The following is a 15,068-nucleotide window of genomic DNA, read 5'->3' on the forward strand; positions in this document are numbered from 1 at the left end:
ATTATGAAAAAAAATTACGGAAATTTATGGGGCTTAATGATCCTGTCCTTATTGACCCTGTTTGTTCCTGCTTGTACAGAGGAAGAAATGGAACCTGCCGAACCTACCGCAGGTTTTACCACGGCCACCAATGAGCTGAATGCGGTATTTACCAATTCTTCTGAAAACGTTATCTCTTATTCTTGGAATTTTGGTGATGGCAATACTTCTACGGAAGAAAGCCCGAGCCATACCTATGAATATGCGGGAGTTTATACCGTGGTATTAACAGCAAAGGGAGCCAATGGGCAAATTGTAGAAGCGGATGAAGATATCACCATAGTAGAAAATTTAAAGGCTGCTTATACTTTTGAAAAGGAATATTTGGCCGTCAGCTTTACCAATGCATCAGAGAATGCAGTGAGCTATTCATGGGATTTTGGTGATGGGAACAGTTCCACAGAAGAGCATCCCATGCATACTTATGAGGCAGCAGGCACCTATACAGTGGTATTGAACAGTACCGCACAGGGTGGAACGACGGTTCAGACCAGCCAAGAGCTGACCGTGGTAGGTCCTCCAGTGGCAGCGTATACTTTTGATGACGATGGACTTACCGTTAACTTTATCAATAACTCAGAGAATGTGATCAGCTATTCATGGGATTTTGGCGATGGCAATAGCTCAACGGAAGCAAGCCCAAGTTATACTTATGCTTCGGAAGGTACTTATACGGTGGTATTAACGGCCAGCAGTGAAGAGGGAGAAGTAGTGGTGAGCAGTCAAGAGGTTACAGTTGAAGAGCCTGTGGATACCTCTTTATATTCGATTATGTTTATTACCGATGATGCCAATGATGATGCGCAGATAGAATGGTTACGGGCAAAGGGCTTTAATGTCAGCACTTATTATAATAGCACCTTAAGCACAGCAGCTCAAGAGGATATTGATATGCTCAATGCTGCTGATTTGATCATCATTGGCCGGAGTGGTAATTCTTCCGACTTTGATGGAAATGATAAAACCGCTTGGAATTCGCTGACAGCGCCCTTGATTCTGAACTCACAATGGGCAGCAAGAAACAATCGCCTGAACTGGTTCAATAATGACGGTAATCCAGTGGCCTACAATCCAGGGGGAGGAGAGGTTATTAGTGCCCAAATATTAGAAACAGACGATGCGGCTTTTGATGAGGTTACGCTTACGGAGGATAATATGCTTGCATGGATCAATACGCCAATCAATATCCTTTACACGGCCACGGTTACCAATGGAGAAGTATTGGCAGAGAGTGCAGCGGCGGCAGGAGGTGATCCTGGGGCAGGAGCTATGTTATATGTTCGCTTTGATGCGGGTACAGAGTTTTATGCAGGAGCGGGCGAATCGGCAGCTGGACCGAGGACCTACTTTGGTTTTGGTGCCGATGAGGGAGGTGTTTCCTATTATTGGCAGCTTACTGATGAAGCGAAAACTGTATATTTTGAGGAGATCCTAAGGTTAGTACAGCTGTAGGAGGAATCAGGATATAGTTATACTATTGAAAGATAGGGATTTGTTAGTGAAACCAGTCGTTCTCAAATGGGGACGATTGGTTTTTTGCTTTATAGGGAGGATCGTCTGGATTATCTGCTTTTATCAAACTTATATTGGGGACAGATAATAATATTGAACCCGAAATATACATTAGCCTATCTACGCCGCGGCGCACAAGTATTACGACCTGAAACTACTTTAAAATCAGTTCCTTCGCTGCTGTTTTCAACTCTACCTGGCGGTAGACAGGTTCACCGTAGCTGTGCTACGATTCATTTTCCAAACAGCCTGATTTTCTATCAATTTCAGTCCTTATGACGAAACCTAACTCATAATCTGGATTGAAAAGGCATTCAAGAGGCATGGAATGATCAGGTCATCCAATTAGCAAGAGAAGTCTGTGCTAATTATTCCTGTTTTTGGATTCCTTGATATATTGGCTAGGAGAGCAGCCAAAGTGTTTACTAAAAGCCCTGGAAAAATTATTGGGCACAGTATAGCCCACCTTATAGGCTGTTTCGGTAATATTATGGTCCCTGGACAATAAATACTCTGCAGCCTTGTTCATGCGAAAAGTGGTGACAAAATCTGCAGCGGATTTGTTCGTCAAGGCCTTGATTTTCCTGTAAAATTGTGGTCGGCTCATATTGAGCTGAGCAGCCAAGGAATCGATATCCAGGTTTTCGGTTTCCAAATTACTTTCTATCATGTCCCTGGTTTTTTGTAGAAATTTCTCATCGGCGGAGTTAATCGCAATCTTTTTGAGTTCGATGGATGTTCCCTTGGAAAATAATTCGCGTAAGCGACGTCTTTGTTCCATAAGGTTTTTTACTTGAGCCCTCAAAACGGTGGTATTAAAAGGCTTGGTCACATAGGCATCGGCACCGGTTTCATAACCCTCCGTCTTGGATTCAGGGGATTGGCGTGCAGTGAGCAGGATGATGGGAATATGACTGGTTCGTTCATCTGTTTTTAGTTGCTTGCAGAGTTGGAGGCCATTCATATCAGGCATCATTACATCACTGATGATCAAGTCGGGAATATGGTCTATGGCAAGGGCAAGGCCTTCTAAACCATTGGTAGCCGTAAGGATACGGTATTCCTTATTGAAGCTCATTTCCACATAAGTCCGAATGTCCGTGTGGTCATCAACCACCAGGATCAAAGGAGTTTCTGCATCAGCAGCTTCAGGAAGGTTGGGGTCGGTATCCAGAACTGTGGTTGGGGGGCCTACTAAGCTGCTTTCCTGGTCGGTTATCTGGGAAAATTCCGAGGCATCAAGTTGTCGTGGTAAAAATACAGAGAAGCTGGTACCTTTTCCTACAGTACTTTCAACTTCAATTTTTCCATCGTGCAGCTCCACCAATTCTTTGCTCAGGCTGAGTCCAATACCTGACCCTTTATGCTGCTTTTTATTATGGGCACTTTGATAGAATATCCCGAATATTTTTTCCTGATCTTCTTTGGGGATGCCCTGTCCATTGTCCTGTACAAGGATGGTAATTCCTTCTTTGGGTAGGGATGTTGGGGCTACTTTGAGGATGATTTGTCCCTGATCAGGCGTGAATTTGAAGGCATTGGAAAGGAGGTTATTCAGGATCATGGTGAGCTTATCGGTATCAAAGTCCATGATAAACTGCTCAGCTGAAGTTATTATTCTGAAGTCAATGCCGCGCCTTTTGGCCATTTCTTCAAATGAGCTGCCAAGGCCCCGTACAAAGGCTATGATATCTGCCTGCTGCAATGCCAATTTGAGGTGGCCGGATTCCAACTTTCTAAAATCCAGCAGCTGGTTAATCAGGATCAGCAGCTGTTTGGCATTGCTGTGCATCAGCTGATAGTATTGTTCGGCAATTTGCTTTTTGGGCCTTTCTTTTAAGAGTCTTTCGAGGGGATCGATGATCAGTGTCAGGGGAGTTCTGAACTCATGGGAAATCTCGGTGAAGAAGTGGAGCTTGGCTTGGTGGATGGCCTCACTTTTTCTATGTAGGATTTTGGCATTGAGGTAGCGGAAAATAAACCAGCCCATGAGTAGCAAGACCAAAACATATATAGTAATGGCCCACCAGCTCAGCCACCAAGGGGGGAGCACTTTAATGCGCAGGCTGGCAGGAATATCGCTCCATACACCATCACTATTGGCACCAAATACCTTAAAAACATAATTTCCGGCAGGGAGGTTGGAGTAGGAGGCCATCCTTCTTGAAGCATCTGTATAGATCCAGTCCGAATCGAATCCTTCCAGCTTGTATTTGTATTTATTGCTGAGTGGGTTGGCATAGTGCAAGGCGGCAAATTCCAACCTGAATGTTTTGTCCCACCACGTAAGGGTTATTTCATCGGTGGTGAGGAGCGCATTTTCCAATATGGCTCTGTCATTGATTTTGGTACCTGGGTGAACATCTTCATGCATCACATTCAAGTTGGTCAGGATTACTTTTGGTGCAAAGGGATTGGTCTTTATTTGTTCGGGAACAAATGAGGTGAGGCCATTGGAACCGCCAAAAAAGAGTTTTGAGCTCTTACTATCACGGAAAACGGCACTTTGCTTGAATTCATTGCCCTGAAGGCCATCGAATAGGTTAAAGTTCTGGATTTCCCCAGTAGTGGTGTTGATTTTGCTCAGTCCTTTGGTATGACTGGCCCAGACAGCTTCCTTAGCATCAAAGGCCAAGGCCAAGATCAATTCGTCCGTCAGGCCATTTTGACGGGTGAAGTGCTGGAATTGCTTGCTGTTAGGATCAAGTACGCTTATTCCCGCATCTGTAGCCAGCCAAATTCTGCCTTCGTGATCTTCTGTGAGGGAATAGGTCCGATTGCTGAGCGGACCTGCTTGGACTTGTTCGGTATGTGTATAATTGGTAATGTCAAATTCTTTATCTTCTATTGAACCGGTACCTAAGGCCATCCTGCTCATTCCACCCTCTTCTGTTGCTATCCAGAGGTTGTTTTCCTGATCGATCATTAGGTCCATGATTTGCTTTCCAGCAAGTCCCAGCGAACTGTCATAACAATGAAAGCGGTCATTTTCTTTGTCATAGCGGGACAGCCCATAAAAGGAGCCAACCCATATATGTCCATTTTGGTCTTCTTCAATGGCAAAAACCCCAATACTGCAATCTGTTTTTGAAGCATGGAAAAAAGTGTCTTTTTGGGGATCATAATAGACCAGCCCATTTTTGGTGCCTATCCAAACCAAGCCCTTACTATCGCAAAACAAAGTACGGATTTGTAAGTCATTGAGCTTGTTTTGGCCGATATAGGTATAAGTAGGTTTTGAGCTGACGTTGTCTATTAGGGTGATTCCGAGGTTTTCTGAACCTACCCATATCCTTCCTTGCTGATCGGTACAAATGGCCCTGACCACATTGTCCAACAGGCCTTGTCCAGCCTGTCCCTTATGGTAATTGATAAAAGGTTTGGTATTGAGGTCAGTGTGGTTCAGTCCGCCGGATTGGGTGCCTATCCAAAGATGCTCCTGGTCATCCAAATAGAGGTATTTTGTGATTTCATCAGAAAGTGACTGGGGGTCCATAGGATCCGGATGGTAAATGAGGGTGTCATTGTGCTGTTTATGAACTTGGATCAGTCCGTTTGAAGAAGTCTGCCATTTGTATTCTTCATTTTCCTCATATTTGGTATGGTAACTATAGCGAGCCCTGATTTTTTGTTGAATAAGATCTGGCGCTTGTTCGATGGGAAAAGCCTTAAAGTTTTCTTTTTCGTAATTGTATTGATAGATGGTTGTTTTGGGTTCAACCTGAATCCATACCTTTCCCAAGGCATCGGTGGCTATGGCGCTGATCCTATTATCCCTAAGGGCTGTGCTGTCATTTCCATTGGCCCGAAAGACCTTAATATCATAGCCATCGTACCTTACGGCTCCTCCCCAGGTGCCCAACCATATATAGCCATATTTGTCTTTGGTGATAGCATAAACTGCATTTTGGGGCAGGCCATCATTGACGTCCAGCTGTTCGAATTTTAGGGGCCTATATTGAGCATGTCCCTTTTCCGCAATGAAAAATACCAATAGCAGCTGAAATATAAGAGAAAAGATAGAAATCCGGGACATGATCCTCTAAGTTGATTGATAAGTCAGTAGCGAAAATAGAACTAATTTCTTTTTACCCATAAGTTTTATATGAATTAAACCCGCATTATGCATTAGCCTATCTATTGCGACCTGAAACTACTTTAAAATCAGTCGCTTCGCTGCTGTTTTCGATTCTACCTGGCGGTAGACAGGTTCACCATAGCGATGCTATGATTCAATCTCCAAACAGCCTGATTTTCTTGTAGTTTCAGTTCTCATAACGATTCCTAATGCATAAAACGGGTTAAAGGATGAGTGCTAAGGAAAAATTAGTATAGTGTTGATTGTGCTTTTGTTTAATTGAACGGGCAGTGTGCCTGTCCTTGCGTAATGTTTTATATGAACAATAAGACGGCTATCGATTAGTTTTTTCCCTTATTAGATATATGAATGCCACAATTTAACCGGTCAGCCCCACTAGAAAGGTCTAGAAAGATTGTAGCGCTGTGGCGGAAAAGACTTGACTTGGATATACAGTTGTCCTTAGGAAATAAATTTACCCGTATAGCTAGAAAATTTCCGATGTGGTCTGAAAATAGCCCTGTTTAGTGAGGATATGGGGAGGGGATTTGCAAAGAAAGAATAGCATGAATAATCGATTTAGTGGTTATTATAAGCCTTGTTTTAGGTGTATTTATTACAATTAATATTAGGTTACTTTTACTAAGAATATGTCATAATTTAGTAATCAGTATTTTTTAAGAAATTCAAAAATACTGATCTGCTACCAGTATAAGCCATAACACTATTAGGGATCGAGTTTTATAAATTTCGTATAAATCCATTTTTGAAAAAATATTTCTAATTGGTCAGAGGGATTCGCAGCATCTTATTGGCCAAAAGAAAGGGCTTTTCATAAAAGGACTCAGTGTTGATTAACAAAACCTCAATAATCTATGAACAACTTTACTAAACTGCTTTTTGCATGTTTTTGCTTGTCGGGGGTATTTCTTATAGGATGTAAGGAAGAGTTTGATGAGTATTACGCCAGGCCGGAGGGTTTGGAGGGGCCTATATATCAGGTCCTCTCTGATTCGGTGCGGTTCAAAGGGAACTTTGACCATTATTTGGCGCTAGTGGAAAAAGCCGGGTATAAGCAGACTTTAAGTTCAGCCGGATACTGGACAGCTTTTGCTCCCAATGATGAAGCCTTTGAGCTTTACTTCCAACAAAACAATATCAATGGTGTAGAGGATATTTCAGAGGAAAAAGCTTCTGAGATCATCTCTTATTCCCTGGTTTATAATGCCTATAACCTGAGAGACCTGGCCTATTACCAGACCGGTCCGGGCAATGATACCTTGTCTGCTTCTTTTAGAAGGAAGACCGCTTATTATAAGGGTGTTTATAAGGAAGAGGTAGAAGGTGAGCAACTGGATGTAGTGGCGGCCAATCGTAATGGCTTCGAAACGTATAACCTGGACGACAATAATAATAAGTACCTGCCTTATTTCATGCAGCATTATTTGGATCGTACGATGATCAGTGCTGCGGATATAGAAGGTTTTTATGAGCGGCCTTATTCTGGTGCCCAAGTGGCCAATGCCAATGTGGTACAATCCAATATCATTGCAGAAAATGGTTATATCCATACAGTGGATAGGGTAATCCAACCCATGCCGAATATTGCTGATTATTTGGCTGAAAAACCGGAATACAGTCTGTTCCGCTCCATATTGGAGATGAGTTTTAGAACGCGGGAAAACAATACGGCAGTAAGTTATAATGCTGCGGCTTATCCAGAGCTTACCGATCGCTATGGTCCAGTATATGACCTTTCCGGTCCGGTGCATGTCAAAGCCTATACAGGTTCCTATGCCTTTGCGCCCAATAATGAAAACTTTCTCAATGGAGGAAATGATGCCCAGGCAGACAGTTGGACGCTTTTTGCACCACGTAATGAGGCCTTACAGCAGTTTTTGGATGATGTTTTATTGGAATATTATGGGAGTTTGGAAAATGTTCCCGATCAGATCATCTATGATTTTGTCAACATGCATATGTGGCAAGCTGCGCTTTGGCCCAGTCAGTTTGATTTGATCACCAATACTTTGAATGAATCGGCCCGTTTTGATCCGGTGGCAGATCTTGCAGAGCGTAAAATCCTAAGCAATGGTTTGTTTTACGGAACAGATAAGGTACAGGAAGGAAATTTCTTTTTTACGGTATATAGCCGCCCTTACTTGGATCCACAGTATAGTATCATGAGGGAATTGCTCAATAATTACCGCTTTACCATTTCCGATCCTGGGCAAAACTTTGGCATGCTACTCATGTCCAATCAACAGCTCAATGATGCAGGTTTTGAGTATGATCCAGGCGCCAGGAATCCTTGGACCTATAATGGGGAATCAGCTCAGGCATATGAGCGATTGATAAGAATGGTTGAATTGAGCATCATCAAATTAAACAGTCCGGAAGAACTGGCAGACCTATCAGGCTCGGGTATTTTGGAAACCTTTGGTGGAGAGTATATAAGGTACGAAAACGGTGAGTTCTTTGCCTCGGGCAATGTGGATTCGGGAGAGCGTGTCATGGTCAAAGGAGATGAGACTTATGAAGCCGTCAATGGTCCAGCATTTTATACTGAAGGCCTGTTGAGTTATACTCAAAAAGTCATTCCAGAATTGATTTTTGAAAATCCCCAATTTGATCGTTTTGCTGAATATCTGGAAAATTCATCCGTTTATAATGCCAATTCTTTGGCCATAGAAGGGGTGGCGATTGGACAGTTTTTTACCGCTTTGATTCCTTCCAACGATGCGATAGACCAAGCGATCTTAGATGGTGTTTTGCCGGCAGATCCACGTACCGGCGATGCAGGTGAAAGGGAGAAGATAGCCGCTTTTATCAAATACCATTTTGTGCCGCGTAATATTATTGTACCCGATGGCAAAAAGATCGTCAGCGAAAATGGCGAGGATTTCCCAACGGTGTATGCCACAGTGGAAGGAGAAATCAAAGAAGTAGTTATTGATAACAGTGCTAATGGTTTCCAAGCACCCTATACCATGACGGTGACGGATGAAAAAGGCAATGTGGCCAATGTCATTATTCCTGATAGCAATGTTTTGGGCAGCTATTGTGTGCTGCATTCCATTGACCGAGTATTAGAAACGAACTAAGCCCAAAAACCAAAATATTTCTTATGCAAAATTTTACCAAGAAACTTTTGTGGTTTGTCATGGGGCTGACCTTGATAAGCACAGGGGTGAGTGGCCAGCAACAGGCCCAAACCCTGGAGATAGTCAAAGGACAGATCCTGGACAAAGATGATAATTCTTCCATTATAGGTGCTACTGTAGTGGAAGTGGATAGTGAAAACAGGACCTTAAGAGGGGTAGCTACCGATATAAACGGAAATTATTCCCTCAGGGTAAAGAGCAAGCAAAACAGGATAAGGGTATCCTTTATAGGCTATAAAACCATTACAGTTCCCATAGATGGCCGCTCAGAGATTAATTTCCAAATGGAGTTTAATGTATCCGAGTTGGATGTGGCAGAGGTTACGGCTGAAAAGTTCATTGATCAAGGAATGATGCAGATCGATGAAAGAGACCTGACCTCCTCCGCGACAAGGGTGGATGCTGAATTACTGAAAGAAATGTCTGCCCTTTCCATTGACCAAGCGCTGCAAGGAAGGATGGCTGGTGTGGACATTGTTTCCAATTCCGGTGATCCTGGAGCGGGTATGTCTATTCGTATCCGTGGTACATCCTCTATCAATGGTTCTTCTGAGCCTTTGATTGTGGTGGATGGTATTCCTTTTCAGACAGAAACCTCCAATTTTGACTTTGCCAACGCCAATGAGCAGGAATATGCACAGCTATTGAATGTGGCTCCTTCAGATATCGAGTCCATTACGGTATTGAGGGATGCAGCCGCCACGGCCCTTTGGGGAACCAGGGGTTCCAATGGTGTGCTGGTGATCACCACCAAAAGGGGAGCGAAAGGAAAGCCTACCATTACCTACAGCTTTAGGGGATCGGTAACAAAACAACCCGAACAAATTCCCATGTTGAATGGTGACCAGTATTCTACCTTGATAGCAGAGGGATACATGAACAGCTTTGGGGTGCCCTTGAATATTAATGCCAATAAGGAGTTTTCCTATGATCCCAAAGACCCATATTACTTCTATAATTATAGCAATAATACAGATTGGATTGACCAGATCACGCAACTGGGGCATATGACTGACCATAATATTGCCCTCTCTGGTGGTGGAGAAAAGACCCGCTACCGTGTATCTGTGAATAAAAACGGCTCTGTGGGAACTACCAAAGGAACTTCCTTCGATCGTTTTGCTACACGAGTAAGTTTGGATTACCTGGTTTCTGATAAAATCAAGATTTTAACAGACCTGGCTTACACTAAGTCTACTACAGAAAGGAATTGGAGAAATAATCTAAGGTCAGTGGCTTATGAAAAAATGCCCAATATGTCGGTATATGAATATGATGTATATGGTAACCTGACGCCTAACTATTTCTCTCCGGAATTCAATATTCAAGGAGCTTTTTCCGGAACCTATAATCCTTTAGCGATGGCTTTGGAAGCTTCCAATGTTACGCAGAGTAACCGGATCATTCCGAAATTCACCTTGCAGTACCATATTCGGGAGGACCTGATGTTCCAGTCTGATGTGGCCTTTGATATTATCAATAACCGTTCGGAGGACTTCTTGCCGCAAATAGCTACAGGGCTTCCCCTGAACAATGCCAATGTCAACAGGGCTTCCAATAACTTTTCAGATAATTTGATCACACAGACCTTTAGTAAACTGTACTATACGCCTGATCTAGGCGAGGATCATAGTTTGATGGGCTTATTGATGTTCACGACATATGAAAGTAGGGGTGATGGGCTTTATGTAGGAACCACCAATTCCGCTTCATCTTTCTTGCAGGACCCTTCTGCTGTGAGCAGAACAGATAATATCAACTTGAATTCTTCTACTGATCAATCCAGGTCCATAGGGATGTTGGCCAATGTGCAATATGGCCTTTTAGATCGCTATATTTTTAATGCTTCTATTAGAAGAGATGGTAGTTCGAAGTTTGGTAAAAACCACCGTTTTGGCACCTTCCCGAGTGTTTCAGCAAGATGGAGGATTTCGGGAGAGCCATTTATGCAAGACCTGAGTTGGATGGATGAGTTTAGCTTAAGGGCCAGTTATGGAGAGAGCGGCAATACCCCTCGAGATAATTACAGGCACTTCAGCACTTTCTCCAGTTTGGGTTGGAATTATAATGGAGAAACAGGTGTGGTACCTGAAAACCTGGAATTGACCAATTACAAATGGGAGACGGTACAGCAGACCAATTTTGGTTTGAACCTAGAAGTTTTGCAAAGCAAAATTGTGATAGGACTGGATGTGTACCGTAAGCGTACCAAAGACTTATTCCTAAATAATCTAAGGATTCCAAGCTCCACGGGTTTTTCAGCAGTGGATATGAATATAGGAACGATGGATAACCGCGGTTGGGAGCTTTCTGTGTTTACCACGCCTTACCGATCCGGTGATCTGAGGATCAATTTTGATTTTAACATTGCCAGAAATGAAAACGTGGTACAGGAAATATCCGAACTCTACCAGACCGATAATCTAGAAGCCATGAATTCGAATGGGAGTTATTTTGTGACCATACAAGAAGGCAATCCCTTGGGTTCATTCTATGGGTTCAAGTACAAAGGTGTATATAAAGATGGTGAGGCCACTGTTGCCAGGGATGCCAATGGCAATGCCATCATCGGTCCTAATGGGGATGTGGTTCGCATGATGTTCAATTACCCGACTATTGCCTATGAATTCCAGCCAGGGGATGCCATGTACGAAGACATCAACCATGATGGAAATATTGATTATAGGGATATAGTTTGGTTAGGGGATGCCAATCCGAAATTGACCGGAGGCTTTGGACCAAGGGTGAGCTATAAAAACTGGCAGGTTTCAGGCTATTTTAACTTCCGTTATGGGGTAGACATCGTCAATAGTACCAAGATGCTGACCGAAAATATGTACGGTTATGAAAACCAAAATTCGGCTGTTTTAAAGCGATGGAGAAGACCTGGGGATGAAACGGATATGCCGAGGGCGCTGATCAGAACAGGTTATAACTGGCTAGGTTCTGACCGCTATGTAGAGGATGGTTCATTCTTGAGGTTCAGGACCCTGACGGTGCGCTATACTGCTCCGGATAAGTTCTTGGAAAAGATCAATTTGAAGGATATGAGTTTTTATGTGACTACAGAAAACCTGTTTACCCTGACCAATTATACCGGACAGGATCCAGAGGTGGGCTTGACGAGTTCCAATGCCAATCGCTTGTTCCAGATTGGATATGACAATGCACGTACTCCGCCTACACAAACGGTGACATTGGGTATCAATGCGAGGTTCTAATTAGAGAATATAAAAGAGATGATGATGCTTAAAAAATATATATCATATACACTATTGATGCTGTTGGTCATGACAGGCACTTCCTGTGACAGTTGGTTGGACCTGCGTCCAGTGAATGGGGTGGTCAAACAGGATTTTTGGAAGACCAAGGAGCAGGTGCGTTCTGCACTGATTGGGGCTTACGCCTCTTTGAATGGTAATTACAGAGGCGACCATATACCGGAACAGATGTTTCTTTGGGGGGAGCTACGAGGATATATGGTGGGCCTGAATTCAGGCGCGAGTTTCAATGACACCCAGGTGATTTTTGGAAATATCCAGTCAACCAATCCCATAGCAGATTGGAGTTCATTTTATGGAACGATCAACTTATGTAATAATTTGATTGAAAATGGTCCGGCGGCATTGGATACGGATGAAACTTTCCAAGTGGCAGATTTGAATAACTATGTTGCCGAAGCGAGGGCTTTAAGGGCCTTGATGTATTTCTATCTGGTAAGGACATTTGGAGATGTCCCTTTGGTCACAGCGGCCATAGACAGTGATGAAGATGAACTTACCCATCCCAAGTCGCCGGCAGCGGATGTTTTGGCTCAGATTCTGGAGGATTTGGAATTGGCAGAAATGGATATTTATGAGGAGCATGAGTCCATTGCTGCCAGTAAGGGACGCATGACCAAATATGCTGTTTACGCCTTGCAAGCAGATGTCCATCTATGGATGGAAAATTATGAAGAGGCGGTGGTGGCTGCTGATAAGGTATTGGCAGGACCGTATGCACTGGTAGCGCAAGAAAATTGGTTCAGGGAATTGTTTGTAGAAGGAAATTCTACGGAGAGTATTTTGGAAATCCAGTATGAGGCTCCACAGAACAATCCATTCTATGGGATGTTCAGCACTGTACAGGGAAGACGCTTTTTGGCATACCCATCAGTTATAGAGGAGATTTATGGTTTTAGTATAGACTTCCCTGAGGATATTGATGCGCGTAGTGTTGATGCATCGCTAAAGAGCAGTGGGGAAATCTGGAAATATATAGGTACGGGAACGAGTTCACGACGTGAGGCAACAGCATCCTATGCCAACTGGATCATTTACCGTTTGGCGGATGTCATGCTTATGAAGGCAGAAGCACTGTCCCAAATTGGCCGGGGCGAAGAAGCCTTGGAAATTGTGGCTGAGATTCGTGAAAGGGGCGGAGCGATCCCTGCAACAGAAGAAAGTCCGGTGGCTTCCGCTGCCAATGATATCGTGCGCTATGTCTTAAGGGAGCGGGCCAGGGAGTTGGCTTTTGAGGGCAAGCGTTGGTTTGACTTGTTAAGGGTATCCAAGATGAACAATTATGAAAACTTGGATTTGATGTTACAGGCGGCTATTACCAATGCTCCTGAGACCAATTTGAATACCATTTTGAACCAGTTGCGGGACACGCGTAGCCATTATCTGCCGGTGTATAATTTGGAGTTAAACTCCAATCCTAATCTGGTCCAAAACCCTTATTACCTAAAATAATCCAAAGAGAAGATGAAAGTTTTTAATATAACATCGATATGGAGCAAAGGCATGGCCTATTATATGGTCGGTCTTTTATTGCTGAGCTTGGGCAGTTGTGATTTTGAAGAGCCCAGTAATATAAATATCACCGATGATGCGAATATCAGTGGGTATCTAAGGCAAAACCCTGATCAATATTCGAGTCTTTCCCGTATCCTGGAAATATCGAATACAGAAGGCTATTTAGGGGCTTATGGGCTTTATACTTTCTTTGCTCCCAATAATGAGGCTGTTGATACATATCTCAGTGAGAACAGTTTGAGTTTGGCGTCTTTGACCGAAGAAGAGGCAAAGGACATTGTGCGTTACCATCTTTTGAAGGACACCATTTCCACCGCCAATTTTACCGATGGTAAGTTGCCTATTCCTACCGAATATGGAAAATACCTGGTAACCGGAGCTGAATATGTGGATGGGCAGACCTCAATACGGGTAAACCGCCAGGCCAATATATTGCAGAGCAATATCAAATTGGGAAATGGGATCATGCATGCCATTGACAATGTATTATCACCACCGACGAAGACGGCTGCTGTGTGGCTAGAGGACAATCAATCCTATTCCATTTTTGCGCAAGCCCTGAAGGAAACTGGCTGGTATGATGTGGTCAACGAAGAAACGGAGGGAGTATGGTATACGGTATTGGCGGAATCCGATGAGGTATTGGCAGCAGCAGGTTATGATAGCTATGATGCTTTGAAAAACCGCTATTCCCATCTTGGTGAGCCCAGCAATCCCAGTGATAGCCTGAACCTTTTTATGGCCTATCATATCCTTCCAAATATCAAATATATTGCTGATTTGGTGACGGCTACCGCCCATGAGACCAAAGCACCGCAAGAGGTGGTGACCATCAAACTGGCGGGGACTGATGTCCTGGTCAATGATGATGTGTTTTTTGGGGTGCATGAGCCTGGTTCTCCCATTATCCGTTCGGAGAGTGATAATTCCGTGACCAATGGGGTGGTACATAGTGTAGGAGATCATTTTGCGATCAAGTTAAGGGCCCCAACGGCAGTGTATTGGGATGTGGCCGATCAACCTGAGATAAGACAACTTACCCAGTATTTCCGAGTAGCTGGAGCACCTAGTTATACCTTCAAATTAGGTGAATTGTCTCGTATGACTTGGGGAGGAAATTATGTGGATTTACTGGTAGACTACAGACCACCAGGATTAAACACGCTGGAATGGGTAAATGGTGATTATATGAAAATAGGAGTCGCCTCCAATAGGCTTTCTTGGGCAGAGATCACTACGCCGGTTTTGGTGAAAGGTCGGTATAAACTGTGGTTTTGCTACAGGTATCATGGTGAAGGCGGTGAAATGAAGATCACTTTTGATGGAGAGGATATCCCAGGAGCGAGATTATTGAATACCAGGGAACGCTATCCAGATGGTATCAATGATGAGGCTGAAGCAGAAGCCAGAGGATTTAAGCAGTAATTATCTGCAGGGACCTTTAACCGAAATTGGTTAGGTAGGTTAGTCGGGGTGATA

6 protein-coding genes are annotated in these 15,068 nt (G+C 43.5%); 5 read left to right on the forward strand and 1 reads right to left on the reverse strand.

The window, feature by feature from the left end:
* Positions 1 to 3 precede the first annotated feature (3 nt).
* Complete coding sequence (locus KZP23_RS23100; protein WP_317198000.1) at positions 4 to 1,491, forward strand: PKD domain-containing protein; 1,488 nt, start codon at positions 4 to 6, stop codon at positions 1,489 to 1,491.
* 424 nt (positions 1,492 to 1,915) lie between these two features.
* Here the strand turns inward: KZP23_RS23100 and KZP23_RS15640 are convergent, their stop codons facing one another.
* Positions 1,916 to 5,587 carry a hybrid sensor histidine kinase/response regulator transcription factor gene (locus KZP23_RS15640; protein ID WP_226332725.1) on the reverse strand — a complete coding sequence of 1,224 codons (3,672 nt, stop codon included), beginning with the start codon at positions 5,585 to 5,587 and terminating at the stop codon, positions 1,916 to 1,918.
* Between the two features lie 917 nt (positions 5,588 to 6,504).
* On the opposite strand from KZP23_RS15640, the gene KZP23_RS15645 reads away from it, so the two are divergent.
* Genes KZP23_RS15645 through KZP23_RS15660 form a run of 4 tightly spaced genes read left to right on the forward strand, consistent with a single transcriptional unit; the run spans position 6,505 to position 15,014 of the window.
* A complete protein-coding gene (locus KZP23_RS15645; protein WP_226332726.1) occupies positions 6,505 to 8,733 on the forward strand; it encodes a fasciclin domain-containing protein in 2,229 nt (742 codons plus the stop codon).
* A gap of 23 nt (positions 8,734 to 8,756) precedes the next feature.
* On the forward strand, positions 8,757 to 12,014 hold the full coding sequence (locus KZP23_RS15650; protein ID WP_226332727.1) for a SusC/RagA family TonB-linked outer membrane protein: 3,258 nt from the start codon (positions 8,757 to 8,759) through the stop codon (positions 12,012 to 12,014).
* An 18-nt stretch (positions 12,015 to 12,032) separates the two neighbouring features.
* Positions 12,033 to 13,526, forward strand: coding sequence for a RagB/SusD family nutrient uptake outer membrane protein (locus KZP23_RS15655; RefSeq protein WP_226332728.1), 1,494 nt, complete (start codon positions 12,033 to 12,035; stop codon positions 13,524 to 13,526).
* Between the two features lie 12 nt (positions 13,527 to 13,538).
* Positions 13,539 to 15,014 carry a fasciclin domain-containing protein gene (locus KZP23_RS15660; protein ID WP_226332729.1) on the forward strand — a complete coding sequence of 492 codons (1,476 nt, stop codon included), beginning with the start codon at positions 13,539 to 13,541 and terminating at the stop codon, positions 15,012 to 15,014.
* The last annotated feature ends 54 nt before the right edge of the window (positions 15,015 to 15,068 follow it).

This window comes from Echinicola marina (assembly GCF_020463795.1).
Classification (GTDB): Bacteria; Bacteroidota; Bacteroidia; order Cytophagales; family Cyclobacteriaceae; genus Echinicola; species Echinicola marina.

Coding starts and splice junctions, on each gene's coding strand:
- KZP23_RS23100 (WP_317198000.1), top strand. CDS start 4: ATGAAAAAAAATTACGGAAATTTATGGGGCTTAATGATCCTGTCCTTA.
- KZP23_RS15640 (WP_226332725.1), bottom strand. CDS start 5,587: ATGTCCCGGATTTCTATCTTTTCTCTTATATTTCAGCTGCTATTGGTA.
- KZP23_RS15645 (WP_226332726.1), top strand. CDS start 6,505: ATGAACAACTTTACTAAACTGCTTTTTGCATGTTTTTGCTTGTCGGGG.
- KZP23_RS15650 (WP_226332727.1), top strand. CDS start 8,757: ATGCAAAATTTTACCAAGAAACTTTTGTGGTTTGTCATGGGGCTGACC.
- KZP23_RS15655 (WP_226332728.1), top strand. CDS start 12,033: ATGATGATGCTTAAAAAATATATATCATATACACTATTGATGCTGTTG.
- KZP23_RS15660 (WP_226332729.1), top strand. CDS start 13,539: ATGAAAGTTTTTAATATAACATCGATATGGAGCAAAGGCATGGCCTAT.